Below are 21,421 nucleotides of genomic sequence, written 5' to 3' on the forward strand. Positions count from 1 at the left end.
GCTCCCCATCGCCGGCTGGCGGGGAGCGCCCTCCGCGTGTCCGCACGCGATTCCGGTGGGAACCAGACGTCTGGTTTCCCGTGAGATCACGGTGCCGCACGGGGCACGTCGCCGATCCCCCTGCGCCGAACTGACCCAGGGGCGTTCAGTCCCTGGAGAGCAGAAGGCGCCTTCCACCGCCGACCACCGGCGGAAGGCGCCCTTCGTGCGTGCGTCAGTCCGCGTCCCAGGCGTAGCGGAGTTCGTAGCCGATACCGGACATCACCATGTCGGTGGCCTCGACGACCCGGTCGCCGCTCCACGTGCGGCGCCGAACGGTGAGCACCGGGCCGCTGCCGAGGTCGAGCAGCTGGCGCTCGTTCGCGTCCGGCATGCGGGCGCTCACGATCTCCTCGTGCCGGGTGATCTCGAAACCCGCCTCCTCCAGGCGCGCGAGCGCGCCACCAGGGCCGGTGTCCGTTCCTTCCAGCGCGGTGCCCCTCGTGATGTCGCGGGGCAGCCGGGACACGGCGAGCATGACCGGTTCACCGTCGGCACGCATCACCCGGTCGCGGACGCACAGCTCGGAATCCTCGGCCACGCCGGGGAGTTCCGCGTAGTCCTGCGCGGGTTCGAACCACACCCGGACCGACGTCGTCGGGTGAAGCCCTGGTCGTCGGCCTCGGCCAGGAAAGCGGCCCGGTTCTGCTCCCTGCGCGCCTTGGCCAGTCGTTCGCGGGAGTCCAGTCGGCGAACCACTCTCGGTGGTGCGACGAACACGCCGACGCCGTGCCGCATCTGCACCAGACCGGCGTCCCGGAGTTCCTTGAGCGCCTGCCGGACGGTGGTTCGCGAAGCCTCGAACTGCTCTTGCAGTGCTTGCTCCGTCGGCAGCTGGTCACCTGCGCTCAGCGCGCCGCTGTCGATCTGACTTCGCAGCGTCGCCGCGATCTCCTGGTACTTCGCTGCGGCGGACATCCGAACACCTCGCACTAGACGTCTGGGACCTCACGAACGAGTGTCCCACCTTGCCTCACTCATGAGTTTCCCGCGACCTTCTGAGTCGTATGAGACGTATGAGACGACTGATGCGTATGAGGTGAGTTCGTGTGGCGCTCTTCGCTCAGGGGCAGTCGGGAAGTCGCTGGGAAGCGGCAGGAAGCCAGCCGGAGGCGCGTCGACTTGCGCGATCGGCCGACGCCGTGGAGGCCGCGGAAGCGGATGCCACTGCGATGAGTGCCGTCGAGCTCGTCCAGCTCGCGCGTCCGGGGCGTCATGAACGCCCGTCATGCGCGGATCGCCCGGTTGGTGCGAGCGGCGGTCCTGGTGCTCGACAACGCGGCCGATGACATCGCCCGTGGCACGTGGGCGGATTCCGAGCTGAAGAGCATGGCCGACGCGCTCGACGTGCTGACAGCGGCGTTGCGCGGTGAAGGCAGAACCGCGACCGGGCACGACGTGCTGGTCGTCGATGCGGAAAGGATCGACCGTTGATCCTCGTGAGCGCGTGCGCCGGCGTTGCGGCAGTGCTGACCTTGTGGTGGATCGTCCGTTTGTTCTTGCCAGCCGCAGCGCGCTGGAGGTCGCGAAGGCGCACCAACGGTGCGGTCCCTGGTGGAGCGAATCGAGGCTGAGGCTGGCAGAGGCGGCCGTCATCGCCTGCGTGAGCCGATCGCCGACCGCGGAGGTGCCGCCGGTGACGGCGCCTCCGACGAGGTGCTGACGCGTTCGCCGCAACCCGAGGAGCCCGATCCTCGCGGGTACGTGCGAAGTCCGCTGGTCCTGCGACGAGTTCTCGCTGGGCTGCGGCGCTCGTAGACCCGGCTCGGTGCTGGCCGCACTCCCTCCCCGAGACCCGGCACCGAGCTTCCCCGGCCGGACGGCGTCCCGCGCCCGCGTCGTCCGGCCCCTCTCAACTCGTCTCCACGATCGAGACGATCCGCGAGGATGACGAAGCCCGGTACGGGGAGTTCCTCGCGGTGTGCTCGCGCCGGGGGCTCGTCGCTTGAGGGGCCGGTGCGTGTCCGCACGCAACTCCAATGGAAACCAGACGTCTGATCCCCATCGGAATTGCGGTGCACGGGGCACGCGCCGGTCCCCCTGCGCAGTGCGGGTGTTCCGTTCCTGAGCGGGTCGCCCGGGCGGGGGACGGTCGAGTATCCTGCCGCGGGTGTCCGGAAACGCCCGGACTTGACTGTCCTCAGTAGACCGACCTCGGGGGAGCGGTGGAGTTCCACAAGAGCCAGCACCGGCTGGTCATGGCCGTCGTCTTCCTGGCGCTCGGCGTGGCGGGGTCCGCGCTGATGACCGTCTGGGCCGACCAGGTCGGGCGGATCCCGGTGCTGTCCGTGGTGTCTCCCGTGCTCCTGGTCATGGGCATCGCGACGCTCATCGGCAGCCTGCGGCCGTTCACGTTGCGGGTCGACGGGCGCGGCATCCTGCTGGAGCACCCGGCTCGGCGGGTGCGGGTCGAGCTGGCCTGGCAGCAGATCGAGCAGGTCTCGGTGGAGAAGCTGCCCAGGCCCCGGGGCGAGCGGGGCGCCGCCACCTACCTGACGGTCTGGCTGCGGGGCGGGGAGAACCCCGGGGTGCCGCAGAAGAGGGCGATCCGGCGCGACGGCCGGGTCGGCTACCGGCTGCTCGACGTCAACGACGTCCGCGAGAGCGCGGACGAGCTCCGCACCACGCTCTCCCACTACGGCGCCTCGGTCTTCCGCTGACCACCCGCGGGAACGCGAGCGCCCCGCGGATCACCCGATCTTGCGCAGGACCTCCGGCAAGTCCTCGGTGTGGAGGACGCCGAGGCGCTGGGTCGCCCGGGTCAGGGCCACGTAGAGGTCGTTGAGGCCGCGTTCGGACCCCGCCGCGATCGCGGCCGGCTCCACGAGCAGCACCGAGTCGAACTCCAGGCCCTTGGCCTGCTCCACGGTCAGCAGCACGGCGGGGGAGTCCAGGTCGTCGGGGCTGGTGCCCATCGCCGCCTCGGGCAGCGACTCCACCACCCGCGGCCCGACCTCGGCCAGCAGCTCCGGCGGCATGAGCACCGCCAGCCGCCCGTCCTCGACCTCCCGCAGCTCCTCGGCGACCGCGCCCGGCAGCGCCGCGGCCAGGTCGCCGACCCGGCGCGCCCACGGCCGGTGCCCGCTGGTGCGCACCGACTTCGGCGCCTCCAGGTCGGTGTCCATCGCGGCCAGCACGTCGGCCGCGACGTCCATGATCTCGGCCGGGGTGCGGTAGTTGACCGTGAGCTCGGCCAGCTTCCAGCGGTCCTGCACGTACGGGTGCAGCACCTCGTGCCAGGTGTCCGCCCCGGCCAGCGCACCGGTCTGCGCGACGTCGCCGACCAGCGTCATCGACCGGCTCGGGCAGCGGCGCATGAGCACCCGCCACGCCATCGGCGACAGCTCCTGCGCCTCGTCCACGATCACGTGCCCGAACGTCCAGGTGCGGTCCTCGGCGGCGCGCTCGGCCGCGGTCAGGTCGCTGCGGGCGCGGAACCGCTCGGCGAGCAGCTCGGCGTCCAGCACGTCCTTCACCCGCAGCCGCTCCTCGTCGGCGATCTCCTCGTCCTGCTCCATGATGTGCAGGACGCCCTGCGCGTAGGCGAGCTCTTCGCGCTCCTGGCGTTCGCGCTCGGCGCGGGCCTGCTCGTCGTCCTCGCCGAGCAGCTCGGCCAGCTCGTCCAGCAGCGGCACGTCGGCCGGGGTCCACGGCGAGCCCGCCGGGCGCAGCAGTTCCGCGCGCTCGGCGTCGTCGAGGTGCTTGCGGCTCGCCGAGGCCAACAGCTCCGGCGAGCTGAGCAGCTCGTCCAGCAGCTGCTGGGGGCTGGTCTCCGGCCACAGCTCGTCGAGCGCCCGGTCCACCGCCGGGTCGGCGCGCAGCTCGACGTTGATCTCGTCCAAGTCGCGGCGGTCGAGCAGGTCGCGGCCGAGCCGGTCGGCCACCTGCAGGGTCAGCGCGCGGAACATCTCGTCGCGGAACACCCGCCGCGCCAGGTTGTGCGGCCGGCGGGTGCGGCGAGCGCGGGTGCGGGCCTGCGTCGCGGTGGCCCGGTCGATGCGCAGCGGCTCGCGGTCGAAGGTGACCTCGACGTGGTCGGACGGCACCTGCTGGCGGTCGCGGACCGCGGCGGTCAGCACGTCGACCATGCTCGCGCGGCCCTTGATCTCCGCCGCCCGCGCGGACTCCACGCCGGTCGCGGTGATCCCGGGGTACAGACCGCCCACAGTGGACAGCAGCACGCCGGTCTCGCCGAGGGACGGCAGCACCTGGCCGATGTAGCGCAGGAACGTCTCGTTCGGACCGACGACCAGCACACCGCGCTTGGACAGCTGCTCGCGGAACGTGTAGAGCAGGTAGGCCGCGCGGTGCAGCGCCACGGCGGTCTTGCCGGTCCCCGGCCCGCCCTGCACGACGAGCACGCCGTTCATGCCGGCGCGGATGATCCGGTCCTGCTCGGCCTGGATGGTGGCGACGATGTCCTGCATCTGCCCGGTGCGGCGGGCGTCGAGCCGGGCCAGCAGCGTCGCCTCCCCGGCCAGCCCGAGGTCGCTGCCCTGCTCGGCGGCGTCGAGGTCGAGCACCTCGTCCTCGTAGTCCAGGACCTTGCGCCAGCTGGTGCGCAGGTGCCGCCGGCGGCGCACGCCGTCGCGGGCGGCGGCGGTGGCCAGGTAGAACGGCCGGGCGGCCGGGGCGCGCCAGTCCAGCAGCAGCGGTTCGTACTCGTTGTCCTCGTCGAACAGTCCGATCCGGCCGATGTGGAAGGTCTCACCGCTGTCCAGGTCCAGCCGGCCGAAGCACATCCCGTGCTCCACGGCGCTGAGCTGGCTGAGCTTGTCGGTGTACATCCGGGCGGAGATGTCGCGCTCGGTGCGGGCCTGCGGCGGTCCACCGCTGTCCCGGAGCGTGTCCTTCAACCGCTGCGCGGTCTCCTCCCGCAGGGCGTCGAGCTTCTCGTACAGCGTGTCGAGGTACTGCTGCTCGGCTGCCAGTTCCTGCGCGCGGACCGCATCCCGATCGGCTCGGGCGTTGGACAATTGCGCCACCTTGTACCTGGGGATCGGCTAGGGGAACGGGCGGACCCGACTCCGCCGGGGCCCGACCCACCAGTGTACCGCCCGCAGCGCAGGGGGTCGTGAGTGCGAAGACCGGCTCCAACCGGCTCCCGCACTCACGACCCCCGTGGTCACAGGACCGCGGACAGCCCCAGGATCACCGCGAAGGAGACGACCGAGAGCAGCGTCTCCATCGCCGACCAGGTCTTCAAGGTCTGCCCGACGGTCATCCCGAAGTACTCCTTGACCAGCCAGAACCCGGCGTCGTTGACGTGCGAGAGGAACAGCGAGCCGGAGCCGATGGCCAGCGCGACCAGGGCGCCCTGCGCGGGCGGCATGTCGACCACCATCGGCGCCACCATCCCGGCCGCCGAGATCGTGGCCACCGTGGCCGACCCGGTGGCGACCCGGATGCCGACCGCGATCAGCCAGCCCAGCACCAGCGGAGAGAGGTGCGCCCCGCTGGCCAGGTCGGTGATCATGGTGTTCACCCCGGAGTCGACCAGGGTCTGCTTGAAACCACCGCCGGCGCCGACGATGAGGATGATCCCGGCGATCGCGGGCAGCGAGCCGCCGACCACGTCGGCGAGCCGGTTGCGGCTGAACCGGGCGCCGGTGCCGAGCACCACGATGGCGATCAGCACGGTGAGCATCATGGCGACCACCGGGGTGCCGATGGTGTCGAGCACCCGGTAGCCGACGGTCCCCTCGGCCAGCGTCAGGTCGGCCACGGACTTGCCGAGCATGAGCACCACGGGCAGCAGCAGCATGGTGACGGCGGCGAGGAAGCTGGGCCGCTTCTCCGGTGCGGTCTCCGTCGCGGACCCGCCGAGCAGGTGGGCGGCCGGGGACAGCGGCACGCGCTGGGCGATGAAGGCGCCGAACACCGGACCGGCGACGATGGCGGTCGGGATCGACACGAGCACGCCGAGCGCGAGGGTGGTGCCCAGGTCGACGTGCAGCGCGTCGACCGCGGCGAGCGGGCCGGGGTGCGGCGGGACGAGCCCGTGCAGGATCGACAGCCCGGCCAGCGCGGGGATGCCGATGCGCAGCATCGGCTGCTCGGACCGGCTGGCCACCATGACCACGACCGGGACCAGCAGCACGACGCCGACCTCGAAGAACATCGGCAGACCCAGCAGCGCGGCGATGAACACCATCGCCCACGGCAGGGTGCGCTGCGTGGTGCGGCGCAGCACCGTCTCCACGACCTGCTCGGCGCCGCCGGTGTCGGTGAGCAGCTTGCCGAGCATCGCGCCGAGCGCCACGAGCAGGCCGACGTCGCCGACCGTCCCGCCGAGGCCTTCGGTGAAGGTGTCGACCAGGTCGCTGAACGGCATCCCGGCGACCACGCCGAGCGTGGTGGCGCCCAGGGCCAGGGACAGGAAGGGGTGCAGCTTCGCCCAGCTGATCAGCACCACGATGACGGCGATGCCGGCGATGGCCGCGGTGAGCAGGCGGGCGTCGTGCGCGCTCCACGCGCCGGGCTCCGGGGCCTGGGCGAGGGCGGCGGTGAGGCTGCCGCGAAGGCTGGTTGGCATGGAGGGGCTCCTCGTTGAGCAGCTGGTGCGCGGCACAGCCTAAGCAATAAGTATGACTTTATTGCCATGTTGACCGATCAAGTATGCCTGTTGTTCCCGTCACCCGTCCGTTCCGGCCTATGTTCGAGGCGGTCGACGACGGGAAGGGGCGACATGGCCGGCGGGCTGCACGACAGGGTCCTGGACGTGCTCGGGCACGAGATCGCCGCCGGCACGCACCCGCCCGGCAGCGTCCTGCGCACCGAGGACGTCGAGCAGCGGTTCGGCATCTCCCGCAGCGTCGCCCGCGAGGTCGTGCGCAGCCTCGCCTCGATCCGGCTGGTGGTCGGCCGCCAGCGGGTCGGGACCGTGGTGCGCCCGCGCGAGGACTGGAACGCCTTCGACCCGCAGCTCATCCGCTGGCAGCTGGCGGCCGACCGCACCGCGCAGCTGAAGACCCTCGCGGAGCTGCGCACCGCGGTGGAACCGGTGGCCGCGGCGGCGGCCGCCCAGCGCGCCTCGCACGAGGACGCGGCCCGGCTGGTGTCGCTGTCCGAGCGGATGGTCGCCACCGCGCGCGCCGGCGACCTGGACACCTTCATGGCCGCCGACGTCGAGTTCCACCGGCTGGTGCTGACGGCGTCGGGCAACGAGATGTTCGCCCAGCTGCACGAGGTCGTCGAGGAGCTGCTGCGCTGGCGGGCCGGGCACGGCCTGATGCCCGAACACCCGCGCCCGGTAGCAGTACGGTTGCACTGCGAGATCGCGGAGTGCATCCGCAGCGGTGATCGGGCGCGGGCGGAGGGGGCCATGCGCGAACTGGTCGCCGAAGCGCTGGAGGGAACCCTCGCCGGTCTGGCGGACCAGCAGGCTCCCGCCGTCCCCAGCTAGGTGTCCCGAGGCCGGGACGGCGGCTCGCCAGTCGCGTGCGGCCTGGTCAGTAACCCATGTAGCTACCGCCGCTGCGAACGCCGGAGACGCCGGGGACGTCGCTCACCGATCCGTACCGGGCGATCGCGTAGCGGGTGGCCGCGATGATGTTGTCCACCGGGTCGTAGATGTTCTCGTGCCCGGGGAGCGCGAAGGACTCGAAGGTCGGCTCGATGGTCTGCATCAGACCGATCGACGGGGTGCCGGCCGCGGCGTTGGAGTCCCAGTCGTTCGTGGCGGTCGGGTCGCCGTTGGACTCGTGCATGATGATCGTGCGGATGGCCTCGGGGTCGACCTGGTCGCGCGAGACGCCGTTCTGCTCCATGACGCGGACGGCCTCGTCGATCCACGCGCCGATGTGGTCCACCGGCTTCTGCTCGACCGGCTGCTCCGGCGCGGGGGCCGCCTCCGGCGCGGGTGCAGCCTCGGGGGCGGGCTGCGGCGCCGGGGCGGGGGCCGGTGCGGCGGGAAGCGGCGCGGAGTCGTTGACGGGGGAAACGACTGCGGCCGTCTTCACTCGGGGTTGCTCGGCACCGGTGCCGGCCATGCCGGTGAACGCGCCCAGGACGCCGAACGCGGCCACCGCGGTGCCGACCTGCAGCGCTCGCGTCTTCGGGGGGACGCGGTGCTGGCGCTTCGGGGCGTCGCCGAGGAACGTCGCGCGCAGCCGGCTCGCCGTGTTCGACACCGTCCTCTCCCCACGGTGCGAACGCGTCGGCCGGCTCCCTCGGCCGTCGGGGGTGTGCTCGTCGGGTACGTGGTCGTTGAGGTGATGGTCTTCGGGGTTCACGCATCCCAGGTTCCAGCACGGAGAGTGCACACGCACCGAGGTTTGCACCTAGGCAAGTACCTAGATTCGACTGGTCGGGGGACTACGGCGCGATCGACAACTACGGAAAGTGAGAACCTGGGGGCTCATCGCACCGTGCCGGCGCGCACCGCGGTCAGGACGTGCGGGCGCACCGGGCTCGGTGCCGCGGGGAGCGTGGGGACCGCCGTCGGGCGGTGGAGGTGCCGGGGGTGGGTCAGCGCGGGGCGGGGTCGGCGGGTGCGCCGGTCCCGCGCTGGGCGGCCACCCACCCGGCGATCTGCGCGCGCGAGGAGAAGTCGAGCTTGGTCAGGATGTTCTGCACGTGGCCCTCCACGGTGCGCTGCGCGATGACCAGGCTCTCCGCGATCTCCTTGTTCGTGTTGCCCTGCGCGACCAGCTCCGCGATCTGCCGCTCGCGGCGCGTGAGCGGCATCGGATGGACGTTCTCCTCGCTGCGCGCCCGGGCGTGCCGCTTGGTCTCCAGCGCGAAGTCGATGAGGTGCGGCACGGACAGCCGGCGGCCCCGGTCGAAGGCCTCCTGGAACGCCTCCTCGCCCAGCGCCGAGCGGGTCTGCGACAGGTGGGCCTCGTGGTCGGTGGCGAACGGCGCCCAGAACCCGGGCGCGGCGGACACCGCGTCCCAGACCGACGAGGCCGCGCCGAACAGCCGCGCGGCGCGGTCGTGCTTGCCCTGCCGCTGGGCGATCCAGGCGAGGCTGTCGATGCCGAGGGCGATGCCCAGCCGGTTGTCCAGCTTCCGCTGCAGCCGGACGGCCTTCTTCGCCGCCGTCTCGGCCCGCTCCAGCTCGCCGCGCACCGCCTCGGTCTGCGCCGACGCCCACAGCGCGTAGGACCGCCAGTACAGCTCACCGTGCTCGGTGGCCAGCCGGACGCAGTCCTCCAGCGCCTCGAGACCGCTCTCGGGGTCCTCGTGGAGCCCCTTGACCAGGCCCAGGCCGAACAGCGCGAACAGCTCCCCGGGCAGCGAGCCGTGCTTGCGGAACTGCGCGAGCGCGTCTTCCACCAGCGAGATCGCGCGCGCCGCGTTGTTGTCCGCGAACGCCGCCAGGCCCCGCACCAGCGCCAGGTACGGCTTCTCGGCCTCCTCGCCGCGCTGCGTGGCCAGCACCGTCGCCTGCTCCAGGGTCGAGCGCACGCTGTCCAGGTCACCGTGCAGCAGCGCGAACCACGCGCTGATCCGCAGCGCGCGCACCCGCTCGGGCACGTCGCGCGGGGTGCTGGCCAGCACCTGCTCCAGCCAGTGGCGCGCCTCGCCGTTGAGCCCGCGGATGACCCAGTACGGCCACAGGTCGGTGGCCAGCGCCAGCGCCGTGCCCGCGGTGTCGGGGTGCGCCGCGGCCGTCTGCAGCGCGGTGCGCAGGTTGCCCTGCTCGCTGCGCATCCGCTGCACCCACTCGACCTGGTCCGGGCCGATCCAGCTGTCGGCGAAGCGCTCGGCGAGGGCGCTGAAGAACGACAGGTGCCGCCGCTGCATGGCGTCCAGCTCGCCGAACTCCTCGAGCTTGTCCTGCCCGTACTCGCGCAGCGCGTGCGGCAGCCGGAAGCGGGCCTCGCCGCTCTCCTCCACGCGCAGCAGCACGGACTTGTCCACCAGCGAGTGGACCGAGCTCAGCACGTCGGAGCCGGACAGGACGTCGCGGACCACGTGCTCGGCGGCGGCCAGGTCGAAGGTGCCGGAGAACACCGACATCCGCGCCCACGCCAGCCGGTCCTGGTCGGAGGCCAGCTCGTAGCTCCAGTCGATCAGCGCGCGCAGCGACCGCTGCCGGGCCGGGGCGCTGCGGCGGCCCTCGGTGAGCAGGTCGTACCGCTCGGCGAGGCGCTCCTCCAGCTGCTGCACGGACAGTGAGCGCAGCCGCACCGCGGCCAGCTCGATGGCCAGCGGGTTGCCGTCGAGGTGGTGGCACAGCCGCATCAGCGCGGTGGCGTTCTCCGGCGTCACCTCGAACTCGGGCACCGCCGCCCGGGCCCGGTCGACGAACAGGCGCACCGAGGCGAACTGCTCGTGGGCCTCCGGCGGCGGCAGGTGCTCGATGTCGGGCACCTGCAGCGGCGGCACGACCATGGTGGCCTCGCCGGCGACGCCGAGGGACTGCCGGCTGGTGGCCAGCACCCGCACGCCGGGGCACCACCGCACCACCGCGTCCACCAGCAGCGCGACCTCGTCGACCACGTGCTCGCAGTTGTCCAGCACGAGCAGCATCTCGCGGTTCTTGAGCTGCTCGACGACGGTGTCGAGGTCCTCGCCGGCGCTGGGGCCGCCGATGCCGAGCTGCTCGACGACCGTGTCGATCACGCGGGACCGGTCCTGGAGGTCCTCGAGTCCGACGTACCAGGCCTTGTCCCGGAACGAGCGGCGCATGCCGGCGGCCACCCGGATGGCGAGCCGCGTCTTGCCGACCCCGCCGGGCCCGGTGAGGGTGACGACACGGGACTCCGCGAGCAGCCGCTTGGTCAGGGTGATCTCACGGCGCCGGCCGACGAAGCTCGTGACGTCGGCCGGGAGGTTGCCCGCTGCATCCCGCACGCGGGCGCGCGCAGTAGAGACCACGCCACGAGCTTAACCGTCGGGAAGGCCGCTGACCTGCGATCTTGTCCGCGCTCACTTGCCGTCACCCAGTCGGGTGGCGACCGGCGCGGTGGTCCTCTCGTACTACCCACGCCGGGTGAACGACTCACGAGTTCGCGAGCGAACCGCAGCCGCCTCAGACCTGACCGACGAAGTACACGGTGTCCTGGGTGAACGGGCTCGGCTGCACCGAGACCTGGAGCTCACCCGGCTCGCTGCCGATCTCGAACACCGACGTGTAGATCACGTCGTCGCCGGACGGGACCTCCACGTCCGGCACGACGTCCCCTGCGGCGAGGTCCTGCTGCGGGACGCGGCCGTTGTGCTGGGCGGTGATCTGCGACAGCACGACGTTGTACGCCCGCGCGCCCTCGTTGCGGACCCGCACATCGAACTGGACTTACCGCTTGCCCGCCGGAGGCCGCTCGAAGACGTTCGACTTCGTGCAGGGCTCGGGCTCGGAGATCGTGATGACCTCACCGGTCGACCACTTGTGGCTCCGGCCGAAGCCCAGCCGCACCGGTTCCCCGGACGTCGCCACCTAGCCGTCCGCCAGGACGCTAGTGCCGAGGGCCTCGTCGAGCGCCTGCGAGAAGACCACCTGTGCCACGACGGTCACCACGACCGCCAGGACGCGCAGGCCGGAGGCGATGCCCGCCATCGCCTTCTTGGTGCCGAACAGGGCGATCACGCCGAGGAGCAGACCGACGAATGCGGCCACCGCCGTCACGTTGTTCAGGATCGGGACGACCGACCCCACCACGCCCACGATCCCGAGCACCAGCGCGGCGATCGCGAGTCCCTTGAACTTCGTCCGCTGCGGAGGCGCGTACGGGCGCGGAGCCTGCTGGGGCATGGAGATCCCCTCGTTCGTCACTGCGGTCCTTGCCTGATCCCTCCCGAGATCGCCGGACATCTTGGGGACGGTTCGTGATCGGCTGTTCACTGAGGGTGATATCGCTGTGCGGCTAGGCTCGGCGCGTGCGGTTCGAGGGTTTCGGGGACGGTGCCGTCGAGTTCTTCGACGGGTTGGAGGCGGACAACTCGAAGGCCTTCTGGAGTGACAACCTGGCGCTGTACCGGGAGCACGTGCGCGGGCCGATGGAGGCGTTGATCGCCGAGCTGGAACCCGAGTTCGGGCCCGGCTTCGGCGTCGGCAAGGTGTTCCGGCCGCACCGCGACGTGCGGTTCAGCCGGGACAAGTCGCCGTACAAGACGCACTGCGGGGCGGTGGTCGAGCGGGGGCGCGGCGGCGGCGCCTTCTACGTCGACATCAGCGCCGCCGGCATGACCGTCGCCGGCGGCTGCTTCCACACCGAGTCCGACCAGCTCGCCCGGTTCCGCACCGCCGTGGACACCGACGTCCACGGCGACCACCTGCGGCGGCTGCTGGACGCGCTGGCGGCGTCCGGCTGGGAGATCACCGGCGACGTGCTCAGGAGCCGTCCGCGCGGGGTCGCCGCCGACCACCCGCGGCTGGACCTGCTGCGGCACCGCACGCTGTACGCGGTCCAGCTCTGGGAACCCGACGACGCGCTGCACGACCGCAGGTGCCTGGACCGGGTGCGTCGCGCGTGGGAGCAGCTGCGGGAGCTCAACCAGTGGTGCGCCGACCACGTCGGCGTCACGGAGAAGACCTGCCGCTGACCTTCCGCGTCAGCGCCACGACCGCCCAGCCGATCGCCGCACCCGCGACGTCCACCAGGCCGTCGACCACGTCACAGCTGCGCCCGATCGGCAGCAGGCCCTGCAGCACCTCCGACACCGCGGCGTAGCCGGCCAGTGCGGGCAGCAGCGTCACCGCCGGGATCCCCGCGGTCCGGCCGGTGAGGGCCAGGGCCGCGAACAGGGCGGCGTGCACCACCTTGTCCGTGCCGGGCGGCGCGGTCGGCACCCCTGACGCGGGCATGAACAGCACGAGCAGGCTCACCGCCACCGCGATCACGAACGGTAGCCGGGTGAGCTGCGTTCTGCACCGATCCAGCAACGATCTCCCAGGTGGGCCTGTCGGAGGCATGGCGCGTGCTGCGCACGCCGGTCAACAGACTACGCTGGCATGATGTGAGTCGACGAGCCAAGATCGTTTGTACCATGGGCCCTGCCACCTCCACACCGGAGAAGATGGCAGAGCTCGTCAACAGCGGAATGGACGTCGCCCGGCTGAACTTCAGCCACGGCAGCCACGCCGATCACCAGCGGGTCTACGAGATGGTCCGGGCCGCGGCCAAGGAATCCGGCCGCGCCGTGGGCATCCTGGGCGACCTGCAGGGTCCGAAGATCCGGCTCGGCAAGTTCGCCGCCGGGCCGGTCGAGTGGCGCACCGGCGACATCGTGCGCATCACTGTCGACGACGTCCAGGGCACCCACGACCGGGTGTCCACGACCTACAAGGGCCTCGCCAAGGACGCCAAGCCCGGCGACCGGCTGCTGGTCGACGACGGCAAGGTGGGGCTGACCGTGACCGACGTCGAGGACAACGACGTCGTGTGCGAGGTGACCGAGGGCGGTCCCGTTTCGGACCACAAGGGGATCTCGTTGCCGGGCATGGACGTTTCGGTGCCCGCACTGTCCGAGAAGGACGTCGAGGACCTGGAGTTCGCGCTGGAGCTCGGCGTGGACTTCATCGCGCTGTCCTTCGTCCGCAGCCCGGCCGACATCGACCTGGTGCACCAGGTGATGGACCGGGTCGGCCGCCGCGTCCCGGTGATCGCGAAGCTGGAGAAGCCGGAGGCGGTGGACAACCTGGAGGCCATCGTGCTGGCCTTCGACGGCGTCATGGTCGCCCGCGGCGACCTCGGCGTCGAGCTGCCGCTGGAGCACGTTCCGCTGGTGCAGAAGAAGGCGATCCGGATCGCGCGGGAGAACGCGAAGCCGGTGATCGTCGCCACGCAGATGCTCGACTCCATGATCAACAACTCGCGCCCGACGCGCGCGGAGACCTCCGACGTCGCCAACGCGGTGCTCGACGGCACCGACGCGGTGATGCTCTCCGGGGAGACCAGCGTCGGCCGCTACCCGGTGGAGACGGTGCAGACGATGGCGCGCATCGTCGAAGCGGTCGAGGCCGGCTCGACGGCTCCGCCGGCGCTCAGCCACGTGCCGCGCACCAAGCGCGGCGTGATCTCCTACGCGGCTCGCGACATCGGCGAGCGCCTCAACGCCAAGGCGTTGGTGGCGTTCACGCAGTCCGGCGACACCGTGCGCCGACTGGCCCGGTTGCACACCCGGCTGCCGCTGCTGGCGTTCACCCCCGAGGAGTCGGTGCGGAGTCAGCTCGCTCTCACTTGGGGGACGGAAACGTTCTTGGTTCCTAAAGTGGACACCACGGACCAGATGGTGCGCCAGGTCGACCAGGCGATGCTGTCCCTGGGTCGATCGCAGCGCGGTGACATGGTCGTCATCGTGGCGGGTTCCCCGCCCGGCACGGTCGGTTCCACCAACCTCATCCGCGTGCACCGTCTGGGCGAGGAAGACCACGTCTGATCCGCCACCACGGACGGGAGCCGCTCGGCGCTCCCGTCCGGCCGATCCGGCGCACGACCCGAGGAGCACGCAGTGACCGAAGCGGCCCGAGCTGCCGCGGCAGACCCGGCGGGCACCCGCTTGCCGGGCGACGTCCCGCTCGACGTCAACGGCATCCCGCACGGCCAGCCCGTGCTGGACAGCCTGGTTGCCCTGCTGGACCTGGAGCGCATCGAGGAGAACATCTTCCGCGGGGTGAGCCCCGCGACCTCGCCGGTGCGCGTGTTCGGCGGTCAGGTCGCTGGTCAAGCGCTGGTCGCGGCCGGTCGCACGGTGCCGCCGGAGCGGCGGGTGCACTCGCTGCACGCCTACTTCATCCGCCCCGGCGACCCGAGCATCCCGATCGTCTACGAGGTCGACCGCACCCGCGACGGCCGCTCGTTCACCACCCGGCGGGTCGTGGCGGTGCAGCGCGGCAAGGCGATCTTCTCGCTGTCGGCGTCGTTCCAGGTCGACGAGGAGGGCATCGACCACGCCGAGCCGATGCCGGAGGTGCCGGACCCGGAGACGCTGCCGACCTTCGGCGAGCAGGTCGGGTCGCTCATCGACGTCCTCGGGCGCGGGCAGCCGCGGCCGATCGACGTGCGCTACGTGACCGAACCGCCGTGGGTGAGCCGGGAGCACGGGCCGCGCGAGGCCCGCAGCCAGGTGTGGATGCGCGCCGACGGCGTGCTGCCCGACGACGACCTGCTGCACGTGTGCATCGCGGCGTTCGCCTCGGACATGACGCTGCTGGACGCGGTGCTCGCCCGGCACGGCGTGTACTGGGGCCTGGACGAGGTGAACGGGGCGAGCCTGGACCACGCGATGTGGTTCCACCGCCGCTTCCGCGCGGACGAGTGGCTGCTCTACGACTGCGCCTCGCCGAGCGCGTCCGGCGCCCGCGGCCTGGCCACCGGCCGGTTCTTCTCCCGCGACGGCCAGCTCGTCGCCACCGTCGTCCAAGAAGGACTGCTCCGCGTCGGCGGCTGATCCGCGGCGGAGCCGCGCCCGCACTTCCGCGCGCCCGCGCGGAGCTCAGTCCTCGGAGTCCTTCTCCTTGGCGTGCTGGGCGCGGCGCCGCTCCTCGCGGTAGCCGTAGGCGGCTTGCCGCACGGCGGCGTCGGTCTCCAGGCTGGACCCGAGGGCGCCGGCGATGAGCGCCATCGAGGACACCATCCACGCCAGCCGCGCGTAGGAGGCGAAGTCGGCGGTGTGGCCGAGCATCTCGCCGAGCACGCGCGCGTCGAGCAGCGTCAGCGCACCGGCGAGGCTGACCACGTAGACCAGGGCGTAGAGGCAGGCCACGCCCAACGACAGCGTGGTCACCGTCGAGGTGTTGTAGATCGCGGCCAGCCTCCGGTCCCGGACCGCGCCGCGGCCGACGCGCTCCCACAGCCCGTGCGCGGCGATCAGCCACACGGTCATCAGCGCCAGCGCGAACACCGTGGCGGTCAGCGCGCGCAGCGGGCTCATCACGTCGCCGAGCTGCCAGACCGTCGAGGTGAACAGGCCGAACCCGGCGGCGGCGAGCGCGGCCGCCAGCGCGCTGGACAGTCCCCAGACCAGCTGCCACGGCCGGTTCGCCCGCACCATCCCGGACACCAGCCGCACCCAGCCCCGCCTCTGCAGCGTGGTGTAGCGGATGTCGATCTGGCCCTCGTGCTGCGTGCGGTGCACCGGGCCGAGCGGGGACGACTGCTCGCTGTGGTCCTGCATCAGGTCTTCCAGCAGCTGCGTCATCAGCTGGTAGGTGCGGTGGTAGGTCCGGAGCGCGCCGAGGGCGGGCAGCGACACGAGCGCGACGCGGCGCTGCGTGCTGACGTCGGCCAGCAGCGGCCGGTCCTGCAGCAGCAGCGGCAGGTCGGTGATGCAGATGCCGTAGTCCCAGCCCCGTTCCTGGCGGTGGGCCTCGACGGCGGAGAGCAGGTCCTCGCTGGCGTTGTGGCCCGCGGTGAGCGGGTCGGTGCGCACGTCGATGGTCCACCGCTGTCCGGTGCGGTTCGCCAACCAGGTGGTCACGCGCTCAGCAGTGCGCTGCCCGACGTGCGTGGGCATGTCCGGGTCGGTGACCAGACCCAGCACGTGGTCGGCCTGCTCCTGCTCCGCCAACGGGCGTCCTCCTCAGACGGTGGTCCTGCCCACCCTGCTGTGCCGCGACGGGACGCGCAACCAGTTCAGCTCCGGCGGCGGCGCTTCGGGCGGAGGTGGCGGGGCGGCGTCAGGGCCTTGGTGCGCAGCTGTTCCAGCACGATCGAGCTGGTGAAGTGGCGGACTTCGGTGCGGGAAGCGAGCCTGTCCACCAGGAACTCCTGCAGGTGCGTGGTGTCGGCCACCGCCACGTGCAGCAGGAAGTCGGCCTGACCGCTGACGTGCAGCAGCGAGCGGGTCTCCGGCTGCGCCATCACGAACTCGCGGAACTGGTCGACGACCTGCCGGGTGTGCGGACGGACGTTGATCGCGACCACCGCTTCCAGCACCAGTCCGGTCGCCGCCGGGTTGACGTCGATGTGCGCCCCGGTGATCACGCCCTGTTCCCGCAACCGGCGCACCCGTTGCAGGCAGCTGGAGGGGGCCAGCCCGACCCGTTCTGCCAGCGTCCGGTTCGGCAGCGTCGCGTCGTTCTGCAACTCCTCCAAGATGCGCCAGTCGACCGAATCGAGTTCGACGGATTCCTGCATGACCGAACATCCTACGGAGGAGATGGATCGACGGCGAACGGAACTCGAGAATGTTCGCGTTCCCACCACCTTTCCTTCGGAGGAGGAGTCGTGCACATCGCCTGGGGGTCGTTCCTGCTGGCGCTGCTGGTGATCGTCGTGGTTCCCGGTCCTGACTTCGTGCTGGTCACGCGCAACGCGGCGACCGGGACGCGCTGGGGTTGGCTGGCCGCGGCCGGGACGACCTGCGGGCTGCTGGTGCACGCGACGGCGGCGACGCTGGGCCTCTCGGCGCTGGTGGTCGCCGTCCCGGCGGCGCTGCTCGTGGTGAAGGTGATCGGCGTGGCCTACCTGGCCTGGATGGGCCTGCAGATCGTGCGCAAGGCCGGGACCGGCGCCGACGAACCGGTGGTGGCCGCTCCCACGTCCGGGCGCGCGGTCTTCCTGCGCGGGCTGCTCACCGACGTGCTCAACCCGAAGGTCATGCTGACGTTCCTGACGCTGCTGCCGCAGGCGATGGACCCGGCCGCCGACCCGGTGGCGCAGGCCGCGCTGCTCAGCGGGGTCGCGGTGAGCGGGTTCGCGCTCTGGTGGCTGATCGTGGTCCCGTCGGTGCGGTGGCTGTCGGCGCTGCTGGCCGATCCCAAGCGGCGCACGGTCTTCGAGCGCTGCTGCGGCGGCGCGCTGCTGGCCATGGCGACCTCGATCGCCGTCGCCTGAGGCGACGCCGTCGGCGCGTGCGTTGACCGTCGCCCTGCTCGCGCTGCAAGATCGGTCGGTCGGGCGGGGCGGAGGGAGCTGGGTGATGCGTCGACGGTGGGTGCTCGGGTTGGTCGTCGCGGTGGGGGTCTCGGTCGCCGTCGTGGCGCCGTCCGGGGCCGCGCCGTCCGGACCGGACGCGTTGCGCGTCGACCTCGACGACATCCTCGCCGACCCGCGGTTGGACGGTGCGTACGCGGGCGTGGTGGTCCGCGACCCGGCCACCGACGAGGTGCTCTACAGCAGGCAGGCCACGGCGCGGGCGACCCCGGCCTCCAACGCGAAGCTGCTCACCGCGGCCGCCGCGCTGGAGGCGCTCGACCCGGACCACCGGTTCCGCACCGAGGTCGTCACCGACGCCCCGCAGGTCGGTCCGGTGCTGCTCGGCGACCTGCACCTGCGCGGCACCGCTGACCCGACGGTGCTCGCCGCCGACTACGACCGGCTCGCGGAGCAGGTCGCGGCGGCGGGGATCCGCGTGGTGCAGGGCGGGTTGCGCACCGACGACACCTGGTTCGACGACGTCCCGCTGGGCACCGGCTGGGCGTGGGACGACGAGCCGTACTACTACTCGGCGCCGGTCTCGGCGCTGACCGTGGCGCCCAACACCGACTTCGACGCCGGGACCGCGATCGTGCGGGTGCGCCCGACCGCGGAGGGGCTGCCCGCCGAGCTGGAGCTGGACCCGGCCACCGGCGTCGTGCAGCTCGACAACCGGACCACCACGTCCGCCGCGGGCGGTGAGCCGGACGTGGTGGTCGAGCGCGAGCACGGCGGGTCGCGCGTGGTGGTGCGCGGGACGGTGCCCGCGGACGCGGAACCGCTCGAGGAGTTCACCACCGTGCCGGACCCGTCCGCCTACGCCGCCGACGTGTTCGCCCGCGCCCTGGCCGCGCACGGGGTGCACGTCCGCGAGGTGGGGGAGGGGACGGCGCCGGAGGGCGCGCGGGTGGTGGCCGCGCGGGAGTCGATGCCGCTGCGCGAGCTGCTGGTGCCGTTCCTCAAGCTCAGCAACAACGGGCACGCCGAGGTGCTGGTCAAGGCGATGGGACGGGACGTGCGCGGGGAGGGCAGCTGGCCGGCCGGCGTGGCGGTGCTGACCGAGCAGCTGCGCGCGCTGGGCCTGTCGCCCGAGGCGCTGGAGCTGGTGGACGGCTCCGGTCTGTCCAGGATGGACGGTGTGACGCCGGAGCAGCTGACCGTGCTGCTGGACAACGCCCGGCAGCGTCCCTGGTTCCCGGCCTTCTCCGACGCGCTCCCGGTGGCCGGTGTCGCGGACCGCATGGTCGGCGGCACGCTCCGCAACCGGATGGCCGGCACGGCGGCGGAGGGCAACGTGCGGGCCAAGACCGGCTCGCTGACCGGGGTCACCTCGCTGTCCGGCTACGTCACGGCCGCGGACGGTCGCGAGCTGGTGTTCTCGGTGGTGCTCAACGACTTCACCTCCGACTCCCCGAGGGACCTGGAGGACGCGATCGCGATCCGCCTCGCCGAGTACCGCGGTGCCGACGACCAGCCGCGCGGCCGCCCGCAGGTGCCGCGAACGCTGGTCCAGCGGGACGACCCGCGCACCCGGGTCGACGAGGGCGCGCTGGAGTGCTCGTGGGTGCGGGCGTGCTGACCGCTGCGCGCGCCGATCGCCGCCACCGGGAGCGGGACCACCCTGGGGTCAGGTGTGATCTCGACCTCAGGGAACTTCTGAGGGGGATTCCGGGTACCGCGCTCTCGTTGCGCCGGTAGCGTGACGCCAGCAGTCGACGTCCCGCACGAGGAGCCCGATCCGTGACCTTCATCAGCGACGTCCTGGCAGCCGTCGGAAGCCTGCCGAAGCCGCTACTGGTACTGGTGACCGGAGCTCTCGTGCTCGGCGAGTGCACCATCGGCCTGGGTTTCCTGGTGCCGGGCGAGAGCGGGCTGCTGATCGCCGCGGCCGCGGTCACCGACCTCGGCTTCTTCCTGGTGCTGGCCGCTGTCGTCGCGGTGTGCGCGGCCGTCGGGGACAACATCGGCTTCTGGCTGGGGCGCCGCTACCGGTGGCGGATGCGCGAGACCAAGGTGGTCCGCAAGCTCGGCCAGCACCACTGGGACCGGGCCGGGGGTCTGCTGCGGAGGTGGGGGATCGGCGCGGTGCTGGTCGGCCGCTTCCTGCCGGTGGTGCGCACCCTGATGCCCGCCGCGGCCGGGACCAGCGGCATGTCCTACCTGAAGTTCGTGGTGTCCTCCCTGGTCGGCGCGATCGCGTGGTCCGCGACGCACGTGAGCATCGGCTGGCTGGCCGGAGCGTCGGCCAAGTACGTCGAGGAATCGCTCGGGCACGCGAGCTGGGTGCTGGCGGCCGTGGTCGTCGCCGCCGGGGTGGCGGTCTGGCTCCGGCGCCGCCGCCGCGCCGCGAAGCAGCTCGACGTCGCCCCGGAGGAGCCCGCGGAGGACGTCGAGACCGCCGCGTGAGGCTCGGGTGGGCGTGCGGCCCCGGACACCGGTGGCAGGCCACGTCGGTGGCTGGGCTCACTGCGTCGCGGGCACCCAGTGCCCCTCGAAGTCGTAGGTGAAGGAACCGCCGAGCCGCTCGCCGTCGACGACGCGTCCGAACTGCGCCGCTCCGGTGCCGACGGTCTCGACGGGAGCGCCGTCGGCGGTGCCGTCGCTGCGCACCACCACGTCTTCCGTCTTCCCGCGGTAGGACGTGGTGACGACGAGCTCCCAGCGACACCGGCAGTCCTCGGTCAGGGCGACGACCTCGAACCCCTGCTCTTCGTCCTCGTCGAGCGTGAGGTTGTGCGTGTGCAGGAAGGGCTGGTCGATCCCGGTCCTCTGGTCGTAGCTGCGCAGGTCCCCCTCGCCGCGGTCGAGGTACGCCACGACCCGCTCGAGCGGGTCCGCGCCCTGCGGACTGCCGGTCAGGAGCGTGCCGCTGGGGCCGGGGAGGCGCTCGACCACTCTGGCTCGGAGACGGACGACCGCCACGGGCTCGCGGCGCTGACCGGTCAGCACGACCTCGTGCCTCGTCGCGGTCCAGCACTCGTCCGTGCAGAAGCCGGACCAGCGGGTACCGCCGCGTGCCCGCACCTGCTCGTCGGCCGACGTGTCACCGTCGCTGACGTGCCGGTCGGCCAGGGCGCCGAGCTCGGCGATCTCCTCGGGGTGGAACGCCCGGTCGAAGACCCAGCTCCAGCCGTCGACCTCGTCCTCCCACAGCGGTTCCACCCTCGTCCCGACCGGTGGGCGGCCGGCGAGCCGGGCGTCCTCCGCGTCCTCGACGGCGCGCTGGCCCCGGACCTCTTGATCGGGCGCCTGCTCGGACGTGAGCCAAGCGCTGTGGTGGGCTCCGACCAAGTCGATCAGCAGCGGCGCCACGACGATCGTGGTGATCCCGGTCCAGACGGAGGTCCGGCGTCGACCCCGCCGAGGGGACATCCTTCCCGCCACCGTGCGCCTGCGGTTCCTCCGCACCACCCGCTCCTCCACGTGATCAGGAGAACACCGATGGTGGCGAACAGCTCGCGGTCCGGGCACTCGTCCAGGGCGAGAAGACCTGTGGGGGCGCGGTTTCCCGCCCGAGTGACCGTGGTGCGTCCTCGCGACGCGAACCCCGACGCGGGTGGTGCGGAAGCCGGAGA

General features: G+C 72.1%; 22 protein-coding genes. 9 read left to right on the top strand and 13 right to left on the bottom strand.

The features are described 5' to 3' along the window. Positions 1 to 214 precede the first annotated feature (214 nt). Both HNR68_RS26730 and HNR68_RS26735 read right to left on the bottom strand, forming a co-directional pair. Complete coding sequence (locus HNR68_RS26730; protein WP_343050050.1) at positions 215 to 580, bottom strand: UTRA domain-containing protein; 366 nt, start codon at positions 578 to 580, stop codon at positions 215 to 217. Then, positions 541 to 957, bottom strand: a complete 417-nt coding sequence (locus HNR68_RS26735) for a GntR family transcriptional regulator (RefSeq protein ID WP_246330424.1) — start codon at positions 955 to 957, stop codon at positions 541 to 543. Before HNR68_RS26735 ends, HNR68_RS26730 begins: the two co-directional genes overlap by 40 nt. Before the next feature lie 258 nt (positions 958 to 1,215). On the opposite strand from HNR68_RS26735, the gene HNR68_RS10360 reads away from it, so the two are divergent. After that, positions 1,216 to 1,473 carry a hypothetical protein gene (locus HNR68_RS10360; RefSeq protein ID WP_179719908.1) on the top strand — a complete coding sequence of 86 codons (258 nt, stop codon included), beginning with the start codon at positions 1,216 to 1,218 and terminating at the stop codon, positions 1,471 to 1,473. 731 nt (positions 1,474 to 2,204) lie between these two features. Beyond that, positions 2,205 to 2,699, top strand: a complete 495-nt coding sequence (locus HNR68_RS10365; protein ID WP_179719910.1) for a hypothetical protein — start codon at positions 2,205 to 2,207, stop codon at positions 2,697 to 2,699. 30 nt (positions 2,700 to 2,729) lie between these two features. Here the strand turns inward: HNR68_RS10365 and HNR68_RS10370 are convergent, their stop codons facing one another. Both HNR68_RS10370 and HNR68_RS10375 read right to left on the bottom strand, forming a co-directional pair. After that, positions 2,730 to 5,015 carry a HelD family protein gene (locus HNR68_RS10370; protein WP_179719912.1) on the bottom strand — a complete coding sequence of 762 codons (2,286 nt, stop codon included), beginning with the start codon at positions 5,013 to 5,015 and terminating at the stop codon, positions 2,730 to 2,732. Between the two features lie 149 nt (positions 5,016 to 5,164). Further along, positions 5,165 to 6,574: a GntT/GntP/DsdX family permease gene (locus HNR68_RS10375; RefSeq protein WP_179719914.1), complete on the bottom strand. Its 1,410-nt coding sequence runs from the start codon at positions 6,572 to 6,574 to the stop codon at positions 5,165 to 5,167. A gap of 153 nt (positions 6,575 to 6,727) precedes the next feature. Between HNR68_RS10375 and HNR68_RS10380 the strand changes: the two genes are divergently transcribed. After that, positions 6,728 to 7,444 (top strand): FadR/GntR family transcriptional regulator, encoded by a 717-nt coding sequence (locus tag HNR68_RS10380; protein WP_179719916.1) that lies wholly within the window; start codon positions 6,728 to 6,730, stop codon positions 7,442 to 7,444. Between the two features lie 46 nt (positions 7,445 to 7,490). On the opposite strand, the gene HNR68_RS10385 is transcribed toward HNR68_RS10380, so the two are convergent. From HNR68_RS10385 to HNR68_RS10405, 5 genes are all read right to left on the bottom strand, one after another. Then, positions 7,491 to 8,171, bottom strand: coding sequence for a transglycosylase SLT domain-containing protein (locus HNR68_RS10385; protein ID WP_343050051.1), 681 nt, complete (start codon positions 8,169 to 8,171; stop codon positions 7,491 to 7,493). 337 nt (positions 8,172 to 8,508) lie between these two features. Further along, complete coding sequence (locus HNR68_RS10390) at positions 8,509 to 10,866, bottom strand: LuxR C-terminal-related transcriptional regulator (protein ID WP_179719918.1); 2,358 nt, start codon at positions 10,864 to 10,866, stop codon at positions 8,509 to 8,511. A 154-nt stretch (positions 10,867 to 11,020) separates the two neighbouring features. Further along, entirely contained in the window at positions 11,021 to 11,272 is a 252-nt protein-coding gene (locus HNR68_RS10395) for a hypothetical protein (RefSeq protein WP_179719920.1), read from the bottom strand. A gap of 12 nt (positions 11,273 to 11,284) precedes the next feature. Continuing rightward, positions 11,285 to 11,425, bottom strand: a complete 141-nt coding sequence (locus HNR68_RS10400) for a hypothetical protein (protein ID WP_179719922.1) — start codon at positions 11,423 to 11,425, stop codon at positions 11,285 to 11,287. After that, on the bottom strand, positions 11,426 to 11,761 hold the full coding sequence (locus HNR68_RS10405) for a hypothetical protein (RefSeq protein WP_179719924.1): 336 nt from the start codon (positions 11,759 to 11,761) through the stop codon (positions 11,426 to 11,428). It abuts the gene before it with no gap. A 104-nt stretch (positions 11,762 to 11,865) separates the two neighbouring features. On the opposite strand from HNR68_RS10405, the gene HNR68_RS10410 reads away from it, so the two are divergent. Further along, positions 11,866 to 12,531, top strand: coding sequence for a TIGR02453 family protein (locus HNR68_RS10410; RefSeq protein WP_179719926.1), 666 nt, complete (start codon positions 11,866 to 11,868; stop codon positions 12,529 to 12,531). Here the strand turns inward: HNR68_RS10410 and HNR68_RS10415 are convergent. Then, complete coding sequence (locus tag HNR68_RS10415) at positions 12,509 to 12,829, bottom strand: VanZ family protein (protein ID WP_343050052.1); 321 nt, start codon at positions 12,827 to 12,829, stop codon at positions 12,509 to 12,511. The two genes, HNR68_RS10410 and HNR68_RS10415, sit on opposite strands and share 23 nt — an antisense overlap. 116 nt (positions 12,830 to 12,945) lie before the next feature. Between HNR68_RS10415 and pyk the strand changes: the two genes are divergently transcribed. Beyond that, on the top strand, positions 12,946 to 14,367 hold the full coding sequence (gene pyk, locus HNR68_RS10420) for a pyruvate kinase (protein WP_179719930.1): 1,422 nt from the start codon (positions 12,946 to 12,948) through the stop codon (positions 14,365 to 14,367). A gap of 72 nt (positions 14,368 to 14,439) precedes the next feature. After that, a complete protein-coding gene (gene tesB / locus HNR68_RS10425) occupies positions 14,440 to 15,378 on the top strand; it encodes an acyl-CoA thioesterase II (RefSeq protein WP_179719932.1) in 939 nt (312 codons plus the stop codon). Positions 15,379 to 15,423: 45 nt separating this feature from the next. Here the strand turns inward: tesB and HNR68_RS10430 are convergent, their stop codons facing one another. Together HNR68_RS10430 and HNR68_RS10435 are read right to left on the bottom strand one after the other, a co-directional pair. Next, positions 15,424 to 16,497, bottom strand: a complete 1,074-nt coding sequence (locus tag HNR68_RS10430; protein ID WP_179719934.1) for a 5,10-methylene-tetrahydrofolate dehydrogenase — start codon at positions 16,495 to 16,497, stop codon at positions 15,424 to 15,426. Positions 16,498 to 16,562: 65 nt separating this feature from the next. Further along, complete coding sequence (locus HNR68_RS10435) at positions 16,563 to 17,066, bottom strand: Lrp/AsnC family transcriptional regulator (protein WP_179719936.1); 504 nt, start codon at positions 17,064 to 17,066, stop codon at positions 16,563 to 16,565. Between the two features lie 90 nt (positions 17,067 to 17,156). On the opposite strand from HNR68_RS10435, the gene HNR68_RS10440 reads away from it, so the two are divergent. The 3 genes from HNR68_RS10440 (at position 17,157) to HNR68_RS10450 (ending at position 20,252) form a co-directional block, all read left to right on the top strand. Then, a complete protein-coding gene (locus HNR68_RS10440) occupies positions 17,157 to 17,765 on the top strand; it encodes a LysE family transporter (protein WP_179719938.1) in 609 nt (202 codons plus the stop codon). A gap of 85 nt (positions 17,766 to 17,850) precedes the next feature. Next, positions 17,851 to 19,425, top strand: coding sequence for a D-alanyl-D-alanine carboxypeptidase/D-alanyl-D-alanine endopeptidase (gene dacB, locus HNR68_RS10445; RefSeq protein WP_179719940.1), 1,575 nt, complete (start codon positions 17,851 to 17,853; stop codon positions 19,423 to 19,425). A 161-nt stretch (positions 19,426 to 19,586) separates the two neighbouring features. Continuing rightward, positions 19,587 to 20,252, top strand: coding sequence for a VTT domain-containing protein (locus HNR68_RS10450; RefSeq protein WP_179719942.1), 666 nt, complete (start codon positions 19,587 to 19,589; stop codon positions 20,250 to 20,252). Between the two features lie 57 nt (positions 20,253 to 20,309). Here the strand turns inward: HNR68_RS10450 and HNR68_RS10455 are convergent, their stop codons facing one another. After that, positions 20,310 to 21,158, bottom strand: a complete 849-nt coding sequence (locus HNR68_RS10455) for a hypothetical protein (protein WP_343050053.1) — start codon at positions 21,156 to 21,158, stop codon at positions 20,310 to 20,312. Positions 21,159 to 21,421: the final 263 nt, after the last annotated feature.

The sequence above is a fragment of the Saccharopolyspora hordei genome, from assembly GCF_013410345.1.
GTDB classification, from domain to species: domain Bacteria; phylum Actinomycetota; class Actinomycetes; order Mycobacteriales; family Pseudonocardiaceae; genus Saccharopolyspora; species Saccharopolyspora hordei.